Raw genomic sequence first — 19,518 nt, 5'->3', positions numbered from 1 at the left:
ATGACGCGGAACTTTTCGAAATTCATTTGTTTGTTACTCGTGCCCGACGCATTTGGTGTCGCTCACGCGGGCACTGTCACGTACATCTACACTGATCCTCAAGGCACTCCCCTTGCCGAAGCGGATAGCAGTGGAGCCGTCACATCAACTTACGAGTACCGCCCATACGGTAAACAGATACTTGGAGGCGTAGATAATGGACCTGGGTTCACGGGGCACGTGAACGACCCTGATTCCGGACTCGTCTATATGGAGGCTCGGTACTATGATTCAAGCTTGGGTCGCTTTTTAAGCGTAGACTTGGTCGGAATGGGCGCGAAAGCTGGATTTGAGTTCAACAGATACGCATATGTATTGAACAATCCAATAGTTGCTGTGGATCCTAGCGGTGCGTTCCCGGAGCACATGAGCGCGTCACAAATAACTTGTGAGGTCTATCGATGTGAGACATCCGGCAGCGGAGATACTTCCAGGGCGCAAATGGCTGCGCGCGCGACTAGATTGGCAGATAGTGCGCTAACGAACGCGGGGGTCTTGGGTCATGCCTATACAACGTCCGACCAATTAGCAATGGCCTGGGCGGATGCAGTGGTCCCTGTCACTATAAAACTAAACGTGGAGATTGGCTCGAGCATAATGTATCTAAAAGACTCAGGCTTTACTTGCACGGCCACCTATAGCTCGGGCGATCGAAACACGATCGACATGGAGGTCGCTGGAGTATATTTTCCAACGACAGTTGCGGAAATCCATACACACCCGGACAACCATGGCTTTTCTGGGACTACGGCTTACGCGTTTCCCGGCGACCGAAACGCCCACGTCTCTGGATCGAATGGGACCGGTGACCTCGTCAGATACTTTAATAACAACATCAATGGCTACGTAGCGCTACCGAACGGAGCGGTCTATGGTTGGCGTGTTCAGCCCTTCAGAACAAACGTTGACTATTCAGGGGGTTATCATTTCCTGAGTGAGCCGATCTATCAAGTGCGGAGATCAAAGTGATCAAGAAAATACTCTTTTCGACATTCCTTTTAGTTCTAGCGCCCTTGGTTCAAGCGAGTGAGTGCAAAAGAAGGGTTGCCGGAGTCGACGAGGGTGTATGCCCGGTGAGCCTCTACTCGCTGATTACAAAAGGAGCCGACTACGATAATAAGGTCGTTGCGGTGACCGGCTTTTTCGCTTACGGCGAGATTCCCATATTATTCACGAGCCGGGACATGTTCGAGGCAAGCAGCGTTTCGGACGGCATTGCGGTAGTACTTCCCGCGAGCGTAAAGCAAGTTTCAAGCTTATATGGGTTAAACCATTCTTATGTCGAACTGGTTGGTCGATTCAATGCGCGAGGAAGTGATACGAGCGATTACCATGGTTTTGAGACGGCCGGAACAATAACCGATATCAAGTGGGTATCAAAGGCTGATCACCCTTGGGGCTATTCTGAGGTGCCTCCGCCAAGGTTGCTACAGGGCGATAAGTAAATGCCCCAGATATTTCCAAAAGCCTTGATGGCGGAGACCATTCACGCAGCCCGTTAGCTTTTGGCATTTAATCAGTGCCTGTGATAGATGGCGCGCCCGCTCATAGTTTTCGGCGCAGGGAAGGGAGATTATGAGATCGCCATCTAGGACAATGCCGGCGAGATTGCAGGGAGGGAAGCTCCGATGTCGTATGTCTCTCGAATGTGCGCTCGGCTATTGATACCAAGTGTGGTGCCGTTGCTGGCCTCGCTACTCGTCGCAATAGTGGCCAAGACATTGTCGGATCTACCAGCCTCTATGGGGGGGGCTTGCCAATGTGGCCCGAACTTCCGGACGCACTCGTGGCGTTGGGGGTAGGTGCCAGCGCGTTGTATTACCTCGTTCAATTCGCACGGCTGCTGCAGTGGCGACGGGGCCACACGGACTCGTGCTATGTCTGTGGGTTGCCTGTTAAGCCGTGAACGTCAGGGGCGCTGGGGCGCGTATCGGCGCTGCCTGGGGTGTAGCAAAAACCACTCAATTTGAGGATTAGGGGGGGCCTGCCGGCGCTGCGGTGCGTCGTTAGGTTGCCCGCGAGGATCCTCCCGGAAAGAACATTGTTCTCTCCCGCGACACGATCCTCGAGACGAGAGCCGAAATGGGCGCGACAGGAGTACCAGTTCTGTCTGAACACGACACATTTACGTGGGATGACAAGGTTAACCGGTCGACTGTCACGGTTAACTGGGTTGCGACACAAAAGCCTGACTCCTTGCAATCAAGGCCTGCCATCGAATTTGACAGAGTGAGACGTTCTTACTTATGTTGCAGACACACAAAGACAGTAATCGGCCGAAACATCAATAACTTGAGGGTGCGCGCCTGCACTACGCATCCTGCAGTCTGTTGCGCCGAGGGGCAGCATTGGTGTTGCATTCGCCGGAATTGTCAGCTGAGGAGCAGCAACAGCTGAGGTGCGATCAGCACTCGAGCAGGAGGGGCAAGCTACATTGCAGGGGGACCCTTGCCACCCCGAGGGCACCAACCTGTACCAGGATTATCAGCTGGGAAAGCTCCTACTTCGATCAATGAGCGCCGCACCTGGTCCCATTGCGGGAAGAACTTCTCCCAAGCGCGCATCCCTCCTATTTCACCTATGGCAAGAAGCATAGCTTTGTGCGACGCAGCCAACAGGTCTCGAGATCGCTGAAGCGCTTCACACTTTTCCTCCAATTGCGCAACCCTCAGCCGCAAGCTTTTCACCGAATTTTTATCGACATCTGCCGCTAAGCGCCTGGCTTCGTTCTGCCGCTCCTTGAGTCCTCCAGTAGCGCACGTCGCGCCACATGGCGCGTGATGTCGGATGCATTCTTGAACGGCACACGCGGATCTCGCGCAACGGCCCTTGCTGAGATGGTGTCATTGGACGAGAGCATGCGCTCCAACACCTCTCGAAGCCTGTCAATGTCGCCAGAGGCTTTCATCAAACTCGCTCTCTAGGAGGTCGAGCGTCCAGAACGGAGGTTCCTGACTGGCTGTCAACCGAAGTGAAGAGATCCCGGCCATCCGGAAATGGCTTACTGTTTGGCTCAGTATTCAAAGCGATCTGAATATTGGCTATTCTCAAAGCCGCCGATTGCAACTGGTTTTCCCAGCCAATGTTTCTCTCGGTTTCAGGAACGGCCTTAATAGCCGTCTCTATACGCTTTGTAGCGTCAAGAAGCTTCTGTAGATTTTCCCTCTCCGAGCTTACTTCGGTACGGGTAAGGTGTCTGCAGCCGTTGAAGCACTCCAGATGCTTCGGGCACGGGTCCACGACGAAGCTGTTGACGCACAAACCTTAGGGGGTCACGTGCAATCCATCAGCTTCTGCTTCGAGATATGCGAATGCCGCTTGGTCACCCTCCCGGCGCCTGAATAGAAAGAAACTCCTCAATAATCGGACCGCTGACCCTTCGGGCTTGGATTAGCTTCGCTAGCTCCTTTGTCCGATCACCAAGAACGTTCGCGGCCTCCGGTAGGTCAATATGCGCTAGGTCCTCAGCAAGGCTACGATGATCGTAACAATGGCTCTGCGCAATACTCCGACGACCGAAGCGTTTTATAATAATGGCGTCCGAAACGCCGGCTCTAAAGAGCTCCGCATTTTGTAGATGTCTAATAGAATGGGCAACCATCTTCAATTCGCGCGACTCTGTGTCCGGCGCTCCCACCCAGCGCATTCGCGTCCCCGAACCCCATGTGCCGGTGGTACTCAGCCTGGCTGCTGAGGCACTTTACCGAAGTGCCATGTGGATTTGCGTCCCCCCCCGCCGAGGACTATGAAGAGAGCCCGATCGACCTCAACACCGTGGTGATGGATCCGCATCCATGATCCAGCCGTCCTGACGTGCGCAGCGGAGCGGATACTGGCCCGAACTTTCAAGGATGGTTATCGCTACACCAGGCAGGCGTCATGCTCGAGGACTTAGAGGAGCGAACCCACGCGCAGGGGGCACTGTTCGACGTAGCCCAGATGAGCACGCGGCGCCAATCACTCATACGGTCGATCAAATCCAGGCCCGTTTCGGGCGCGAGCAATTTGGCATGGGCCACGCCGGGGTGAAAGCCACCAAGGACTGGACTATGCGCCGAGGACGGCTTTCTCCTGCGTACACCACCAACTGGGACCAGTTGCTAGTGGTAGAAGCTTGAATCTAGGCATATCGATAGCCACAAAGCCAGCGTGTACGCCGGCAAAAAAAGAGCAGGCGGTACTAACCCAAAGACAGCCTCGTCCCGAAACGTTCCGGCTCCGCGAAGCGACGGTCCGAGCTTGCGCACGATCTCTATTGACAATGCTCCGCTGAATCCCGAATGTCCGTGAGGGGGATACAGGGAATGATCGAGTGTCTAAAGTTTTGATCAAGGAAGTCGTTGCAGACCTGCCTATCCTTGGCAGGCAACGGCTATCGTTCGCGCCAGCTCACTCACAGCCATCGTGCGTGACCATCCTCATCGGGCGGAACGGCAGTGGGAAATCCACCGTGCTTCGTGACTTAACGAACGCTATGCGCGAGTACTTTTCCGGGCGACCACGTAGTCGTCGAGGTAGCGGAAGAGTAGTCGGACTGAAGATCGAAAGTGACGGCCATCTTGATGTGCTCGATCGAAGCGAGCCCAACGGCAGACTCTTCAATGAGCGCAGCTTGGCCCGGGGCAGGGGTAAGGGGCCGAGCAAGATCATCGCCCTATCGTTCACGCCGTTTGATAAGTTTCCTATCAATGTGCCTGGCAACCGGAAAGGCTCCCCAAACGAATCCGCGAATGCGTACGTGTATCTCGGATTCAAGGGCAGTGTGCGGAACTCTCCGCGAGCCTTGCTACGCCAGTCTATTGACCAATTGGCCCTCGCGGCCTCTAGCCCTATACCAGATCAACGCGTCGCTGGTGTGCTGGCCGCGATCGGATATCGGCCTGTCCTGACGATTAACTACCAATTGAATCGTTTGCACAACGTTCTTGCATCCGAGCACATCAATCGCGAACGGGTTGAGGCGCAGATGGCGGACCTGCAACCACTACTGCAAGCGGGCCCAGGGAGAACGGCCTCCACCATCCCATATCGTTTCGATTTTGCGAAGGGGCACGCGGCGAATTTTGCATCCAACAAGATAGAGTACGACACGCTTCGCCAGTTGGTTCGCGCCAATGTGCTGCGAATGATATCCGCAACTCTTGAGCGTCAAAACGGCGATGAAGTCGAACTTCTCGACCTATCGTCAGGGGAGTTGAACCTACTCTCGGGCTTCTTGGGGCTAGCGGCCAATCTTGAGGACGGGTGTGTTGTCCTCATCGATGAACCGGAAAACAGCCTTCACCCCGAGTGGCAGCTGAGCTACGTGGAAATGCTAGACGCCGTGCTGAAGAGCCGCAGCGGCTGCCATTACGTGCTGGCGACCCATTCTCCGTTGATTGTTAGCGGATTCGCGGGGAGGGGGTGCGCCATTCTGCGGCTTGACCAGGAACCCGTTCGGGTCAAGGACGATGTGGTGGCGAACACCTCGCCTGATGCGACTTTGGTTAGTGCGTTCAATGTCCTTACGCCTGATAACAACTATCTCAAACAGCTAGTTCTGGAAGCACTCACGCTCATCGAGCAGGGGCTTCAAGATGAAGATCGCGCTCAGCAGATCGCCGAATTCTTAGCCAGCTTCCAGGACAGCATCCCAAGCAGCGAGCCGCTTGCAGACCTCGTCCGGAACGTCTGCTTAGCCATACTTCACTAATGAACGCCACATTCCTGGCTTGCGAACAAACTGAGATTGACGAAGTAGGGAACGCCTGCAGTCAAGAGGACCTCAACGCTTGGTTTGATCAGTCGGAAGCAAAGGCGCGCTTCAAGAAGGCATGCATGTATGCTCAGCAGTTGAGGTGCTGTTATTGCCAAAAATACGGAGACTCGACTCACAGTAACTACTGGGATCTAGAACACGTACTCAGCGAAGACCATTACCCCCAGTTCTTCGCAAAGGAAGGCAACCTTGCCATTGCTTGCAAGCGATGCAACGGCGCCAAGGGAAACCAAGACGTGCTCCTGCCCAAGCCCACGCTGGGCCATATGTTACCTGACCTACCCACCGACCCGGTAAATTACGCCATACCCCATCCGCGCCTGGACAGCTGGGCCAGTTGTTTGTCTCACGTCAACTACCAGATCTATACGGCAAAGAACGGCAAGGGCACCGAATTGATGCGGGTCTGCAAATTGAACGAACCAGCCATCAAGCATGCCGGCCTAAAATACGAAGATGTCGTGGCCGCAGTGAAGTCAGACTTCTTTAAGATTGTAGCCGGGGCCGTTCCTCCGACTTTAGCGGATCACGAGATTCTGGAACGCATGGCGCATCTGACGGAAAGTATGGAAAACAGGCGGCGGGATATGTTGCTTGTACCGTTGGCCAAGAAGTTGGACTCTCTTAGCAAAAAAGCTGCGAAAAGGATTCCCGGGCTAGCTTTGATGGAAGCCACCCAGCTTGCCGCTGAGCGAGGCAAGCAAAAGCAAGCGGCAACGGCTCGCCGGAAAAGCACAATCGAAGTTGATGTTTCATCTACCGCTTTGATAATTACGACAATTGGACAGCTACCTGCCATTGAAAACGTGACCGAACCAGCCAATCGGTTGCTGTTGGAACACCTACCTCAGGACGGGAATCAAGGCCGCAAGTGACGGCTACTTCGTCTGGGCTACTAGCATGACGCCAATCGCAATCTTTACATGTCAACTAGACTCCGCTGCTGAGCGTCAAATCGCCATCGTTTTGGCCGACACCAACCAACAGGACTAGGAGCCATTGTATGTGGTGGGGAGTTGGCGCGACCATCATCGTCGTCGCAACCTGGGCGGCTGTCCGAGCCGGAACCAAGGATGTTCGATATGTCGGCATGACCGTTGGGAAAGCGCTGCGCGTTAAAGCACCTATAATCGAACAGGTTCTGCTCGCAATGGGTCAAGAGCGATGCACCCTGCTTGCCAACCAAATTAGAAGTTGGCCGCAGTCAATGATTCAGACCGCAGTTTCTGTCGTGTTCGTCTATCAAATTGTAAAGAACAAGCATCCGGGCAACGTCGAATGGTGGCGCGCTCGCATCGAGGAGAAGGGCCTTAGTTCCAACCTTGACTTAGACGATCGAGACCTCGTTCATGTATCTTAGAGCTGCGGGCGATCAGTTTGACGTAGGCGAGGCTCATACCTTATGAGGGATTATCTTGGTGGAACGGCGTGATGCCGTTCGCGCTGGTTAGAAAAGGTATAACACCGTAACGCAAACTGAAATCGAGAGCCGCATTAAGGGATTGCGCGAAGATAGGAAAAGAATCCTCGCTCTCGCTAAACAGATGGCGGAGGCAGGAGGTGGCGCCATCTTCCCGATGGACCTCTATACGTATGGCGCGGTCAAGCGGAACCTGAGCACCAGCGCAGCACTTATTACATTAACCGAAGCCTCCAATATGCTTGGAGTTAGGTCGATGCTTCGGGTACACATCGATACTGCACTTCGATACGCTGCTGCCTGGTTCGTCGATGACCCCCATGTTTTCGCAACTCGAGTACACAGTGGCGAGCACATTCGGAAGATTAAGGATAGGGAAGGGAGGCTTCTCCTAGACGCTCGCCTGGTGGAGCTGCTTACACCGATGCTCCCATGGCTCCCGAAGGTCTACGACACTCTGTCAAGCTTCGTGCACTTCTCAGGTAGTCACGTTACCGGTGCCATCAAAGAAGTGGATTCCGGTGGACGCATTGCTGTGGAGCTTAGCGAGTTCGATGAGCACTATCCAGAATCGAGCTGGATCGAGATCATGGACTGTGCTCGAGAAGCCACCAGGGCCCTGATTTATTACCTGTCAGGCTGGGTTCTGACCAAAAACATTTCGCGGGAGCAGTTCGATGCAATGAAGGCGGCTCGCGGCAATACATTTGACTAAAGTTGCCAGCTCGACCGGAAGGGCGGGCGGATCAACTTATCGCACTGCTGGCGCCGGGCGCCGCGAGATCATGAGGCCTTGTCGATGACAATGAGTCCGAGGCGAGAACCAATAGCGGCGCTGCCAAGGGCTGCGAGGCTTGTGGCTTTCTATTTGAGTCGCGACCGCGTTTTGGGACTGCTCGATCCTCAACGGCTACCTCCGCACGTACTTCCTGCACTTCAGGGCAGCGACGGTCAGATGTCGTCGGCAATCCTTGCCGCTTGGACGGCTCGCTAGGTGGCGCGGGTGAGATCGTTCGCGTAGAAGGCCTGGTCACGGCTCGGTCCCGACCGCGATAGCTGGCGAAATCGCGCCCCTTCGACTTTTCGAGGTTACTAAGACCCCTGAGGCCGGTAGCAATGCCGGGTCCGACCGGATACGACCCATCGCTTGGGGCCAGAGCGATGTGCGCTTACCATTTGTTGTGTTGACGTCGCGTGAACACAGGCATATGTTGCGGTTGAGCACGTTGCCGTCTTCAGGGGGTGGCGGCAGGTGGCTCGAACAGGTTGGCGAAAGCCGCCTCGGACCCGCACTGCAAGAGACCCGCCCCATGACTAAGCGTAACGAACAAACTAGCAAATCAGTCGCTTCGACCGCCGGTAAGCTCCTGTCCAACCCCAAAACCCCGGCGCCGGTGAAGCGCGTTGCAGCGTCGGCACTCACGCAAGCCCCGAACAAGGGCAGTAAACGTCGCTCGTAAAGGGAAGGCCGGGCATAGCCCGGCTTTCTTTACGCTGCCAACAGAGCGGTACTCCGCCGGGTTCGGAGGCAATGTGCCCGGTCCAAGTCTGGCTGCAACACGCGCAGCACCACGTGCACGTGTCCGCCTGTTGATACCGGTCGTCGATTCGGTCGCACTGACGAGACCCACGCCAGTGCCTTTTTTAGATTTCGTAGGCTGGCTGCGGTCCAAGCACGAGGCCGTGCGGCTGCCAGCTGGGTAGCGGAACAAACGCGACACTCTTGGGACTTCCGGATTTTTACATAATAGACAGTGTGCCCGGGTTATGAGCGAAAGAATGCACGCCCGGGGCAGGTGACGCGTAGACGCCTAGACGTCCAAACGCGAGCATGAGGACGACGGCTGCCGCAGTCTTTGCCAGCCGGTCAGCACATCGAACCCACACCTGTGCGCGGCGCGGGTTCACCTGTGCCTCCCGGTCCGCCTGGACTCGGAGAACCCACTCCTCCGGGTCCAGTCCGCATGCCTTCGCCATCGTCTCGACGCTCTCAGGCTCGGCGTGTCGGCGGTTCGTATCGCTGCGCCAAGCACTCACTGCGCCGCGCGTTATTCCTAGGGCTTCAGCCGCAGCCATGTCCGTGCGCAGCCCAAGCGCTTGCTTGTAGGCGTCTAGCAAATCGGTCGTGTGCGACATGTCATCACCTTGTTGACAGCAGTTGTCATCGGGGAGTATACAAGCGCCCATGTCATCGGCCTGATGACAAAGGGGCCTCAAATGGAAATTCTTGCCGGGCTGATCTACCTCGCCTTGCCGCTGATCGCGTACCGCGTCGCGACTGTCCTCGTGACCCTCAACCGCCGCCAGCGCCAGACGCTGGAAGGCGTGCGCCTGTGAGCGCCGTCGAAGCCGAGAGCATCGCCTTGGCCGAGTGTCTCGCGGCCTGCGACCGTGGCCAGCCCGACCGCGCTGCCGTGTGGCTGCGCCTCGCTAACGAAGCCCTGCATGCGCAGCTTGCGGGCGAACAGCTTGAGATGTTCCCGTGACCCGCCGCGAACCGAAGGTCCCGTCGGCTAACAGGGGACCTACCAACCTGAACGAACAACTCCCGTGCGTCGCGGACTTCCTGCGCTTCACGACCCGCGAAGCGGTCGTGTTCGAAGACGCGTTCGATGATGCCGCGCGGGTGCGCAAGGTCCTGGCCTTCCTCGACTGGTTCTTCCCGGCGTCGGGCCTCGTGCTGGAAGGCGAAGCCAAGGGCGGGCGTCGTGGCTACACGCACCACTTCCAACTGCTGACGCCGGACGGCGTTTCCTGCGGCGACGTGGCTTATGGCGGCGACCGCCAGCGGGGAACCGTGTCCGTGGAATTGACGGGCGCAGCATGCGCCCTCGTTGCGCGCTCGCGACCCTTCGCGGACGCGTGGGGTCACGTGCGCGATTGCCTGGACACGGTGGGGGCCAGGATCACGGAGTATCACGCCGCTCACGACGACTACAGCGGCATGCGCAACCTGGACACCGCCCGGGAGATGTACGAGGCGGGAGCCTTTGACGGCGCGTTCAAGCGCCCGGCCATGCAACGCGTCGGCTGGAACGATGGCAGCGGCCAAACCCTGTACATCGGCAAGAAGACCGCGACGCGGCAGATGGTCGTCTACGAGAAGGGCAGGGAACAGGGGCTGCGGGACGGGGACGAGGGCGTGGATTGGGTGCGCTGGGAAGCGCGCTTCTACGCACGCAACCGCGAGATTCCCACCGCTGTGCTCGTCGCGCCCTGGGAATACGTGGTGGGGGAGTTCCCCTGCATGGACTGGATGAGCGCCGTCATGTCGCTGATGCGCACGGCGGTCGAAACCGCGAAGGGCAACTTCGCGAGCGCGGTCAGGCATTGCAAGCGCCAGTACGGCGGGCTGCTGCATCTGGTCGCGAAGCTGAGCATGGACGACTACGCGCTGGGCGCGTTCGTCCGCCAACGCATCGCGCGTGCCGTTGTGCCGCGCTGGGTGCAAGAAAACCCCCTGTCGGGGGAATCACTCGGGGTCGCGTTCGCAACCCATCAACTCGCCATATAGACGGCCAAACGGAGGCATCGTCATGTCCAATCAAGTCAACTACACGCGACTGCGCGCTTACAACGAAATCAAGACCCGCGAGGGCAAGAAGCCGGGGCAGGTTCACGGCTTCCAGGTCTGCGGCATCGTCAAGGGTGAGGGCCGGGTGGAGGAGTTCGAACAGTATTTCGACGCCGCCAAGAATCCGCACTTCCTGCCGCCCGGTGACTACGAAGTCAAGGCGACCGGCATGTACCTGGACCGCGACGGCCGTTTGCAGATCGGCCGCGAGTTCGAACCCGTCAAGCCTCAGACCCAGGCTGCGAAAGCAGCCTGATAACGGGGGATGAAAGGGGGTTTTCAGACCCCCTTTCGATCTTCCGCTTTTCCGCCTTTCCGCCTTCGTACCTTTCCGCTCTCGGCTTCGGCCGGTCCGGCTAGGACAAGGCTCTACGACCGATTTCACCGGGAAATAGCTTCATCTTTTCCCGGGGGAATTGGTGCCTTGGATACCCCATGCCCGCTGACTATGTGCAGATGTGCCCGGTCGATCATTTGGACGTCCAAACGGGCGTCTGCGATCAGCCGTACTGGGGTCAACCGCCGTCCCTTCTTCCGCCGATGACCATTGCGGAAGGAAACACTGTAGGCCTGAGCATTCTGGCGGTTTGGGCCATCGCCTACAGCCTTCGAACCCTCAAACCGTCAGGAGATGATTAACCATGCGCAAGTTCAACAACAGCAAGCCCGTTGCCTACGGCATCGGCCTCGGTGCGTTCCTGGCCGCTGCCTCGTCCCAGGCCGCTGCCATCGACGTCACCAGCCTGACCACCAACATGACCGACGCCGGCATCGCGGTCGGTACGCTGATGCTCGCCATCCTGGCCGTGCTGTACGGCAAGAAGGCGTACCAGTGGCTCAAGCCGAACTGATCGGCAAGCAAGGCCCCGCGAGCAAGCTCCGGGGCCTTTTTCCTGTGGAGGCGAGTGATGGAAGGATGGCTATGTATCGTCGCGTGGCTCGGTGCCGGTTGGATCATGTTCTCGCCCTCGCGGGGCGACTGAGGGCGCTGCTGCTCCTGGTGCTGCTGGGCGCTCCCGTGGCGTCGCACGCGGCCACCACCTACACCACGCACACTCAAGCGATGGCCGCGTGTCAGGCGTGGGCCGCCAACGAAGAAACGAACGTCGCCAAGGATGCGGAGTGCCGTGAGGGCACTTACACCGATGGCAGGCCGGAGGTGCAGGGCTGGGAAATCATCTACTACATTTCCGGTGGCGTTCGGACTTCGCAGGTGTATTCCCCCTGGGCCAAGCGCCAGGACTATATCTACACCACGCCGATCAACCCGTGCGATAGCGCGCCTACCGTGAGCGGGTCGCTCGCGGGCAAGGTGTTGCAGGGCTACTCGTTCTGCACGCCGGTCACCAGCGGCGGCGCGACCGTTATGTGCCGTATGAACGTCAGCGTTAGCGGCCCTCCGACTATGAACCAGTGGGGAAGCTGGCACACCCCAGGGTCATCGACCTCCAGCGGTTCCACGTGCGACGGCTCTCCCGGTAACGGCGGCTGGAAAGCGCCGAACGGAAGCACGCCGGTCCCCACGCCTCCCGATCCCACCACGACACCGCCGACGAACCCGCCTCCGAAGGCGTGCGGCGGCGGAAGCTGCTACGACCCGAACAACGACAACTTCTGCGCGGTCAGTGACGGCGTGCAAATCTGCATCCCCGGCAACACCGCGCGCCAGCCTGGCGGCGGCTGTGCTAGTTCCGGTGATTCCACGATCTGCGCGGGCTCGCCTTCCGCACCCACTCCGCCAGCCGCGCAGGTGCCTGACCCGCCTACGGCGGTGACGAACAACGACAGTTACACGCAGGCGGACCCGTCCACCGGCACCAACCAGAACGTCACCGTCATCAGCTACACGAACCAAGGCGGCACGCAGTCCACCAGCGGCCAATCTGCGGGCGACAGCGGCCCGCCTGCGACTGGGGGCGACCCTGCACCCGGTAGCAGCACGGCGAGCCCGCCAGGGAGCTACAGCGGCGGCGGCGACTGCGGCAGTCCTCCCGTTTGTGCTGGCGATGCCGTGATGTGCGGCGTTGCGCGCCAGGAGTGGACTGCGATGTGTCAGGCCAAGAAGGATTCCGCGCAGCTGCACAAAGACCTGACCGGGGATGGTCCGCCGAGCGACTTCGACTCGCTCAAGACGAAGTATGCGCAGAGCGATGTATGGAGCGATACGCCGCCCACCGGCGACGGCGGCGCAGGCGACGCGGCCAACGCCGGCAATTACGACATGAGCGGGTTCGGCTACGGCACCACGTGCCCGCTCGTTGATCTGACGGTTGACGCTGGCAAGCTCGGGCAGTTCGTTGTCCCGTTCTCCAACGCGTGCGTCGTGGGCGATTGGGTGCGGGGCCTGATCCTCGCAATGGCGCTCTATGCGGCTTGGCAAATCACCAAGGGCGCCGGCATGAAGGGGATCGGCTGATGCCAGTTCTGGTTGCGTGGATCGGTGAAATGCTGCTCAGCACGGTCGGGCAGATGGTGATAAGCGGCTTGGTCAGCCTTGGTATCGGCTTCGCCACGAGCGCGATCGCCGGCTCGAGCGTGGTCCCGGGCGAGGCGCAGATTAAAGCCATGCTCGGCACCGCGGGGCCGATGGTCGATTACGTCGGCTGGTTTGGGATCGATCAAGCGATCACGATCATTTGCAGCGCCTGGATGGGCAGGGCGATCACGGACAGCGCGCACGCCATGTTGGTGTCGCGTCGGGCGAAGGGGGCAGGCGGCAATGCCGGTTAAGCTTTTCACGGGCCTGCCGGGTGCGGGCAAGACGGCGTGCCTCGTGCACGAAATCCAGAAGTTGCGCGAGAGTTCGCCCGACCGGCCCATTTTTCAAATGGGCATCAACGGGCTGCGCGAAGGCTTGGCGCATACGCTGACGATGGAGCAGCTACAGAACTGGCGCGAGGAGCTTCCGCCCGGTTCGATTATCTGCCTGGACGAGTGCCAGGAAGATCACTTGATGCCGTTGGACAAGGGCCTGCCGAAGTCCTGGGTGAAATCCATCTCCAAGGTGCGGCACGATGGCTGCCACTTCCTGCTGACCACGCAGCACCCCTCGTTGATGAGCGCCTACGTCCGCAAGCTGGTCGACGAGCACGTGCATTGCGTGCGGAAGTGGAACACGAACCTTGTGATTCGCTACACCTGGGGCCGGTGCATGGACCAGCCCGAACGCCCAAGCCAGCAAAAAAGCGCGACCGAAGAAATCGGCACGTTGCCTGCTGCGGTGTTCGATGACTACAAGTCCGCCCAGTTGCACAACATGAAGCGGAAGATTCCGCGCAAGCTGTATTTCTTCGTGGCCATGGTCGTCGGCGCGGCGGTGCTTATCCCTACCGCGTTGTACTTCGTCTTTGGCCTCAAAGACCCTGCCAAGGTGCAAGCTGCTACGCATGTTGACCAGGGCGTGGATGCTCTGGACCGCATGGGCCATAGCTCGGCAACCGAGTCTGAAACGCTGCGAACGCAGGACTACGCCAAGTGGCAACGTCCGCGTATTGAAGGCATCCCCTGGTCCGCTCCTATGTTCGACGGGTTGCAGGTTCAGGCGCAGCCCCGCGTGTTCTGCGCAGCGATAGAAACGGGCGACTGCCATTGCATGACGGAGCAGGGCACGCGTTACGAAATGTCGGTGAAGATGTGCCGGCAGATCGTGCACGATGGGCTGTACAACCCGTTCCAGTCGGCCGACCGCGCCGAGGCGGGAAGGGGACAGACCAGCCAAGCGGCGGCGGGCACGCCGCAGGCGCGCCAGCCGGTGGGCTGGTCTGCACCCGCTCAGCCCCAGGCGTCCGGCCGCTGGCAAAACGGCGTTGGTGCACAGACCTACGTTGCGCCGGGTGAACCTGGGTCATGGAACCCGGATGCCATCGCCGGCGATAACGGTTGATCGTAGCCGGGTGGGGTGCAGGGGGAACCCCTGCGGATACGCCCTTCTGCTTTCGGTGAAGCCGCAGACGCACCCACAGCCCCCTCCCGGGGGCTGCATGGCAAGTCTTCATCTTGACCCCTCACGCCTCCCCGCCGACCCGCTTCTACTACTCCCATCTTCGGTTAGACGGGTTTGCGGGACTTAGGTGACTTTGCCGGGAACAGCTTATTGATGCGTGTCTTGTTCCCGTTATAAATCAACCTGGACTCATAAGTTCTTGCGTACGTAGCCGCCTTCTTAGCGCTAGCTAGCAAGCTCAAATCTGCCGCCTTCGGCTCCTTGAAACCAGTCCATTTGTAATGAGCGAACTGGTTACGTTCCTCGGCCACACGCTCGATGGTTTTTCTATGCGCCGCATTGAAAGAGGGAAGGGAGAGAAGTTCCAGCACCCAGCCGAATTTGTCACGGATGGCGCAAGCCCGAATCAGGCCTTTCGCTACGTCATTCCCGAAATTTTTCCGCTTAAGCGATGCGTCAATTACATGGTTTATCGAATGCTCGAAAAATGTGGCGAAGAAAAGGACGCTAAGTTCGTACTTGGTGGCTTTCATATATTCAAGCGCAAGGTCTAAAAGCGAACCCCTATGATCGATGACAAAAGTCAGTTCGAAGTCTCCTACCTTGACGAGCGTTTGAAGCTTTTTGATCGCGCGATGGGGATCCTTTAGGTCATCTGAGGTTAGGTGGCCGTCTGCTATCGCCGAATGGAACAGTTTTTCGGCTACCCAACTCGCCTCGCGTGGATCGATACCTTCGATCATTCTCATGCCCCCTTTCATTTGATATTTCTGGATGCTCCATCGTTCGCGGCTGCGAGGTCAAACACGCCGCATCAATTTGAGCGCCTCGCGCGCTGCTACGATGCCGGCAAGCAACAGGGGCGTGGAACATGGACGGAGCAGGAAAAATCGCGCTAGGAATCGTCGCAGCCGCTTTGCTGCTGGTGGTCGGGTTCGTCAGCTATCGGGAATTCGAACGCCGGCGCGACATTGCCGAGGCACAAGAACTTATCCAAAGCCTCACGGGCTATGCTCAGCAGGCGTTGCAGGAGGGCCAGCGTCAGAGTGCCTTGGACGCGAGGCAGCGGGCGGAGGCGCGACAGCGGGCGCTGGATGCTCGGCGGCTTGCTGCAAGTGAGCGCTGCGTTGGCGGGACCGTCATCAGGGTCGAAGGCGCGAGCTATACACAAGCCTTAGGGCCTGACGGCCGGCCGGTTGCGTGTTCGGGCCAGTACCGGCGCTAGCCTCTGCGATCCAGCGACACAGGTGCTTTCCCGTATCTGGCTTTAGGCATGGGCCACCGCGCACTGCGTGAGGCGGAAAGAGCGCCGCGCCGCGCATGCGCCAGCCGGCCCATGGTCCGGCGAAATCAAAGCGGCATTCCGCCTGGTCGTGAAGAAGTTGCGCGATCTCTTGGAGCGAGACCACGCGGCCGGATGGCGTGGTGAATTCCTGCCGCTGATCATTCCAGTCCCAGTCAAGCCGCTGCCGGCGACGGCCCATGCTGCGCGCCTCCATGCAGGCGGGCCAACAGGGCAACAGCCGCCGCGTGAAGGCTCCGCGCCCACCGCGTGAGATTTGACATAATAGACATTATGCGAAATTAAAGAGCCACCTACGGATCCCTACCGGGGTTATCCATCATGCCCCATCGCCACCACCCTTCCTGGCGCTGGAGCGCCCCAATCGTTCCAGGCGCTTACGTTGAACACCAGCGTGCCCGCGATGCCGGGATTGCTTGCGCTGGCGAAGCCGACTTCCAGGACGGCCTTGCCGTCGACCAGCGGCATCGGCTTGTAGTCGTCTTCGATGGGTGCGGCTGCCTGGCTTTGCCAGCGGTAACGCACTTTCCAGCTGTCGTCGGGTGTCGCGGGCGGCAGCAGTTCGACGATCAGTGTGTCGCGGTAGAGGTAGCTGCCTTCGTAGTGCTGGTCGAGCCAGAGGATGCGGTCTACTTTGTAGTCTGGGACGCGCGCGCCGAAGGTGATGCTGTAGGAAAGCGATGCGCGGTTCTTGTCCACGCGCGAGCGGTTGGCGAGGAAGACGCTGGAGAGGTACACGGTCCGGCGCGCGTCGCCCGGCGCACCGGTGAGTTCCGCGTGGCTGCGGCAGGCGACGGAGTCTTCTTCGGCCACGCGCCGGGTCAGGAACCAGGGTTTGCCCCGTGGGGAGGCCAGCACTTCGAACTGGTAAAGGGCGTCGACGTCCTTGCCCTGGATGGCCGGCGGAAGCGTCACCCGGTCTACCCGGGCGAAGATGTCGACCCGCACGTCGCCGAAGAGGAAGCGCGTTAGGTTCTGGTAGGCCTCTTCGCTGTTGACGATGCCGAAGAATCCCGAGTGGGAGCGGTAGGTGTAGGCGGTCGCCACCGGCGTTTCCATGCCGGTCCGGTCGATGTCGCACAGGCAGGCGTTCTCGATGCGCACCAGGCCGTCGCTGCCATGTCCGGCGAACGTGCGCGACAGGCCCATGGCGGTGTGGTAGTCGCTGCGGTTGCTGCCGACCATGCAGAAGCACCGCCTTGCATCGAAGTCCTGTCCGTTCCGCAGATAGTCCGAGCGTCCCCTCTTCCGCAACGCCTCGTCGTAGCCGAACAGGCCCATCAGCTTGTAGCGGTTGAAGGTGTTCATGTCCCAGGCGCTGAGCCAGCTGGGCACGTTCATGCCGGCCATGTCGATGCCGTTGTGCGGCGTGGCGTAGGTGAAGAACTTGTCCACCGTCGCGCGTGCCTTGCCGTCGCCGAGGTCGGGGTTCTGCAGGAAGGCGCGGCAGACCAGGCCGCCCATCGAGTGCGCCACCAGGTAGCAGCGGAAGTTTTCCGGGGGCATGCAGTTGAGCGCGTTGGCACAGACCTGGTCGCGCAGGCGCAGGATGAGGTCGGACAGGCCCTTGGCGAAGCGCTCCAGCGAGGGCGCCTGCTTGCCGCCCAGCAGCGGCGCGGTGTCGTCGTAATAGCGGTAGATGATGATCGAGGTGGGAGGAATCTGGCCTTCGTATCCGTCATCGAGGATATCCAGGCCATTCTCATAGACGTTGCTGTAGCCGAAGTCCTTCATCAGCCGCACCACCGGTGATTCGAACACGAATCGCTGCGCCGGCTTGGTGCGATCGGAAACCGCACGGTAGACGGTGGACCCTGCATTGAATCCGCAGAACGGGTCGGCGGCGGTTTCGTCCTTTTCGCCGTCGGTCATCGCGTATCCGCGAACGTAGATGATCGGGTAGCGGGCCTTTTCCGGGTCTTGCGATGGGTTGGGCATGGGTGTGCTCCGCAGCGCGGCCTTCAGGGTTCTCTGCGCGGTCTTCCCGCACGGTTGGGGGCAAGACGCCTGGTGTTGCCCTTGAGCAGTGCGCAGAGCGAGTCGAAGCGGCAGCAGCATTCGTGGTACGCGCCGTCGTCGCCGGTCGTGCCCAGTACCGCCCGGTGGTGCATGCCGCGGGATCTCATCGCGGCGGCCGTACCGGCGGTCTGCGGCCAGTCGAGCGTGCCGTTGCCACCGACGCGGGCGGGAATCAGCCAGTAATCGCCCGTGGCGTACTGGCCGCCCGGCTCGAAGGTGATCTGGATGCCGTCCTCCAGGTCGATCGCTTCGCCTTCGGCCAGCGCCACGGTGCCCTGCTCTGTCAGATCGTTGCGCTGGTCCCACCGGCGCAGCAGCGGATGGGCATCGGCGCCCGGGAGATACGGGGCGAGGTTCTTCGGCACGGCGAGGGTGAGGATGCGGTTGGTCGCGTCGATCGCGCCCACCTGCAACAGCGGCAGTGCGCGCTGGGCCAGCGTGTAGCTGTCGTCGATCAGTTCGACCCAGTCGTTGACCGCAAGCCCCAGGCGCTGGTCGCGGCCCAGGTGGCCTAGCGTGACCGTGAGTTGTGCGCTGCCGTCGGCGTTCTGGCTGGAAGCTGCGCCAAGCACCGGGAAAATCACCGAACCATTCTCGCGCGACCACTTGAAGCTGGCGCCGCCGGGTGCGTCCTCGCTGCCGGCGAGCCCGCCCTGGTGCACCTCGACCCGGTAAAGCTGGTTCTCGCAACCGCGATAGCGGGCGTCGGCGGCAATCACGCACGGGTCGCTGTCCGCTTCGACCGGCCCCAGTTGCGCACGCATGCGAGGCCAGGCGTAGGACTCGCGGGCACCGAGCACCTGACCGAGCAGCACGCACGGGTCATCCCCTGCCCGCTGTCCGCCAAGTCGATCGCGCAGCTTGTCGAGGTCGGCGAGCTGCTGCTTGCAGATCGCCTTTTCGGCGTCGGTCGCGGCAGCCTGCAAGCGCAGCTCGATGGCGGCGCGGGTGTCGTCCAGCGGCGCACCGACGTGTTCGGCATCGGTATCGAGCAGGCGCGCCTGCCAGATCACCTGGGAACGCGAGGCCGTGTCGACACCGTTCAACGCGATGTCGTTGACGCCGGGAGCTTCGAGCGAAGACAGGTGCCGCTCCCATACATCCAGGTACAGCGCGACGCTTGCCGGCGGGTCGTCGATCAGCCCGGCATCGGGTATCGGCGCGTGGGGTTGGGTCGCCAGGGTGCAGGTGCTTTCGTTCACGCAGAGGATACCGTCCACGTAGAAATGGCCGGCGCCCAGTTGCCAGTCCCCGGCATGCGCCTGCAGGGTGACCACGAAGCCGGAACCCGCTGCCCAGCACGGTCCGACAAGGTCCCTCGCCAGCGTGCGCAGCAGATCGAGCTGGATGCTTGCCTGTTCATTCCAGTCCGCCTCCAGCAGCACCCTTCCCTGCTGCTGGAAAACCTGGCTGTAGTGCAGCGCGGGGTCGAAGGTGACGCGGGCGAAGTCGCCTTTCATGG

Annotated in this window: 18 protein-coding genes; 15 read left to right on the top strand and 3 right to left on the bottom strand. The window is 59.9% G+C overall.

Translation table 11 applies throughout. The annotated features are described in order from the left end of the window. From LQ772_RS17410 to LQ772_RS08080, 14 genes are all read left to right on the top strand, one after another. The gene (locus tag LQ772_RS17410) at positions 1-1,008 is read left to right on the top strand and encodes an RHS repeat-associated core domain-containing protein (protein ID WP_425600830.1); all 1,008 of its coding nucleotides are present in this window, start codon (positions 1-3) and stop codon (positions 1,006-1,008) included. Between the two features lie 104 nt (positions 1,009-1,112). Further along, positions 1,113-1,484, top strand: a complete 372-nt coding sequence (locus LQ772_RS08135) for a hypothetical protein (protein WP_231325630.1) — start codon at positions 1,113-1,115, stop codon at positions 1,482-1,484. 2,406 nt (positions 1,485-3,890) lie between these two features. Continuing rightward, a complete protein-coding gene (locus tag LQ772_RS17405) occupies positions 3,891-4,157 on the top strand; it encodes a DUF4113 domain-containing protein (RefSeq protein WP_425600829.1) in 267 nt (88 codons plus the stop codon). A gap of 290 nt (positions 4,158-4,447) precedes the next feature. Further along, positions 4,448-5,731 carry an ATP-binding protein gene (locus LQ772_RS08130; RefSeq protein WP_231325628.1) on the top strand — a complete coding sequence of 428 codons (1,284 nt, stop codon included), beginning with the start codon at positions 4,448-4,450 and terminating at the stop codon, positions 5,729-5,731. Continuing rightward, the gene (locus tag LQ772_RS08125) at positions 5,731-6,672 is read left to right on the top strand and encodes an HNH endonuclease (protein ID WP_231325627.1); all 942 of its coding nucleotides are present in this window, start codon (positions 5,731-5,733) and stop codon (positions 6,670-6,672) included. The genes LQ772_RS08130 and LQ772_RS08125 overlap by 1 nt, the downstream gene beginning before the upstream one ends. Before the next feature lie 128 nt (positions 6,673-6,800). Next, entirely contained in the window at positions 6,801-7,157 is a 357-nt protein-coding gene (locus LQ772_RS08120; RefSeq protein WP_231325625.1) for a DUF1198 family protein, read from the top strand. Positions 7,158-7,299: 142 nt separating this feature from the next. After that, positions 7,300-7,932 carry a hypothetical protein gene (locus LQ772_RS08115; protein ID WP_231325623.1) on the top strand — a complete coding sequence of 211 codons (633 nt, stop codon included), beginning with the start codon at positions 7,300-7,302 and terminating at the stop codon, positions 7,930-7,932. 1,618 nt (positions 7,933-9,550) lie between these two features. After that, entirely contained in the window at positions 9,551-9,703 is a 153-nt protein-coding gene (locus LQ772_RS08110; RefSeq protein WP_231325622.1) for a hypothetical protein, read from the top strand. Next, a complete protein-coding gene (locus tag LQ772_RS08105) occupies positions 9,700-10,731 on the top strand; it encodes a replication initiation factor domain-containing protein (protein ID WP_231325620.1) in 1,032 nt (343 codons plus the stop codon). Before LQ772_RS08110 ends, LQ772_RS08105 begins: the two co-directional genes overlap by 4 nt. A gap of 22 nt (positions 10,732-10,753) precedes the next feature. Continuing rightward, positions 10,754-11,047: a hypothetical protein gene (locus tag LQ772_RS08100; RefSeq protein ID WP_231325618.1), complete on the top strand. Its 294-nt coding sequence runs from the start codon at positions 10,754-10,756 to the stop codon at positions 11,045-11,047. Between the two features lie 385 nt (positions 11,048-11,432). Beyond that, entirely contained in the window at positions 11,433-11,642 is a 210-nt protein-coding gene (locus tag LQ772_RS08095; RefSeq protein WP_231325616.1) for a major capsid protein, read from the top strand. A gap of 71 nt (positions 11,643-11,713) precedes the next feature. Beyond that, the gene (locus LQ772_RS08090) at positions 11,714-13,207 is read left to right on the top strand and encodes a hypothetical protein (protein WP_231325615.1); all 1,494 of its coding nucleotides are present in this window, start codon (positions 11,714-11,716) and stop codon (positions 13,205-13,207) included. Beyond that, the gene (locus tag LQ772_RS08085) at positions 13,207-13,521 is read left to right on the top strand and encodes a DUF2523 family protein (RefSeq protein WP_231325614.1); all 315 of its coding nucleotides are present in this window, start codon (positions 13,207-13,209) and stop codon (positions 13,519-13,521) included. Before LQ772_RS08090 ends, LQ772_RS08085 begins: the two co-directional genes overlap by 1 nt. Then, positions 13,511-14,674 (top strand): zonular occludens toxin domain-containing protein, encoded by a 1,164-nt coding sequence (locus LQ772_RS08080; protein WP_231325612.1) that lies wholly within the window; start codon positions 13,511-13,513, stop codon positions 14,672-14,674. Before LQ772_RS08085 ends, LQ772_RS08080 begins: the two co-directional genes overlap by 11 nt. A 164-nt stretch (positions 14,675-14,838) precedes the next feature. Here the strand turns inward: LQ772_RS08080 and LQ772_RS08075 are convergent, their stop codons facing one another. Continuing rightward, the gene (locus LQ772_RS08075) at positions 14,839-15,477 is read right to left on the bottom strand and encodes a hypothetical protein (protein WP_231325611.1); all 639 of its coding nucleotides are present in this window, start codon (positions 15,475-15,477) and stop codon (positions 14,839-14,841) included. A 128-nt stretch (positions 15,478-15,605) separates the two neighbouring features. On the opposite strand from LQ772_RS08075, the gene LQ772_RS08070 reads away from it, so the two are divergent. Beyond that, a complete protein-coding gene (locus LQ772_RS08070; RefSeq protein ID WP_231325609.1) occupies positions 15,606-15,959 on the top strand; it encodes a hypothetical protein in 354 nt (117 codons plus the stop codon). Positions 15,960-16,349: 390 nt separating this feature from the next. Here the strand turns inward: LQ772_RS08070 and LQ772_RS08065 are convergent, their stop codons facing one another. Both LQ772_RS08065 and LQ772_RS08060 read right to left on the bottom strand, forming a co-directional pair. After that, positions 16,350-17,975 carry an esterase/lipase family protein gene (locus LQ772_RS08065; protein WP_231325607.1) on the bottom strand — a complete coding sequence of 542 codons (1,626 nt, stop codon included), beginning with the start codon at positions 17,973-17,975 and terminating at the stop codon, positions 16,350-16,352. Positions 17,976-17,998: 23 nt separating this feature from the next. After that, positions 17,999-19,516 (bottom strand): DUF6519 domain-containing protein, encoded by a 1,518-nt coding sequence (locus LQ772_RS08060; RefSeq protein ID WP_231325605.1) that lies wholly within the window; start codon positions 19,514-19,516, stop codon positions 17,999-18,001. Positions 19,517-19,518: the final 2 nt, after the last annotated feature.

Source organism: Frateuria edaphi, from assembly GCF_021117405.1.
GTDB classification, from domain to species: domain Bacteria; phylum Pseudomonadota; class Gammaproteobacteria; order Xanthomonadales; family Rhodanobacteraceae; genus Frateuria_A; species Frateuria_A edaphi.
The sequence above is the reverse complement of the archived record's forward strand: the minus strand, read 5'-3'. Positions and strand labels throughout refer to the sequence as shown.

What these genes read in the sequence shown, in the direction of transcription:
- LQ772_RS08095 (WP_231325616.1), top strand. Translation starts at nt 11,433, where the DNA reads ATGCGCAAGTTCAACAACAGCAAGCCCGTTGCCTACGGCATCGGCCTC.
- LQ772_RS08090 (WP_231325615.1), top strand. Translation starts at nt 11,714, where the DNA reads ATGTATCGTCGCGTGGCTCGGTGCCGGTTGGATCATGTTCTCGCCCTC.
- LQ772_RS08070 (WP_231325609.1), top strand. Translation starts at nt 15,606, where the DNA reads ATGGACGGAGCAGGAAAAATCGCGCTAGGAATCGTCGCAGCCGCTTTG.
- LQ772_RS08120 (WP_231325625.1), top strand. Translation starts at nt 6,801, where the DNA reads ATGTGGTGGGGAGTTGGCGCGACCATCATCGTCGTCGCAACCTGGGCG.
- LQ772_RS08075 (WP_231325611.1), bottom strand. Translation starts at nt 15,477, where the DNA reads ATGATCGAAGGTATCGATCCACGCGAGGCGAGTTGGGTAGCCGAAAAA.
- LQ772_RS17410 (WP_425600830.1), top strand. Translation starts at nt 1, where the DNA reads ATGACGCGGAACTTTTCGAAATTCATTTGTTTGTTACTCGTGCCCGAC.
- LQ772_RS08080 (WP_231325612.1), top strand. Translation starts at nt 13,511, where the DNA reads ATGCCGGTTAAGCTTTTCACGGGCCTGCCGGGTGCGGGCAAGACGGCG.
- LQ772_RS17405 (WP_425600829.1), top strand. Translation starts at nt 3,891, where the DNA reads ATGGTTATCGCTACACCAGGCAGGCGTCATGCTCGAGGACTTAGAGGA.
- LQ772_RS08065 (WP_231325607.1), bottom strand. Translation starts at nt 17,975, where the DNA reads ATGCCCAACCCATCGCAAGACCCGGAAAAGGCCCGCTACCCGATCATC.
- LQ772_RS08060 (WP_231325605.1), bottom strand. Translation starts at nt 19,516, where the DNA reads ATGAAAGGCGACTTCGCCCGCGTCACCTTCGACCCCGCGCTGCACTAC.
- LQ772_RS08100 (WP_231325618.1), top strand. Translation starts at nt 10,754, where the DNA reads ATGTCCAATCAAGTCAACTACACGCGACTGCGCGCTTACAACGAAATC.
- LQ772_RS08125 (WP_231325627.1), top strand. Translation starts at nt 5,731, where the DNA reads ATGAACGCCACATTCCTGGCTTGCGAACAAACTGAGATTGACGAAGTA.
- LQ772_RS08085 (WP_231325614.1), top strand. Translation starts at nt 13,207, where the DNA reads ATGCCAGTTCTGGTTGCGTGGATCGGTGAAATGCTGCTCAGCACGGTC.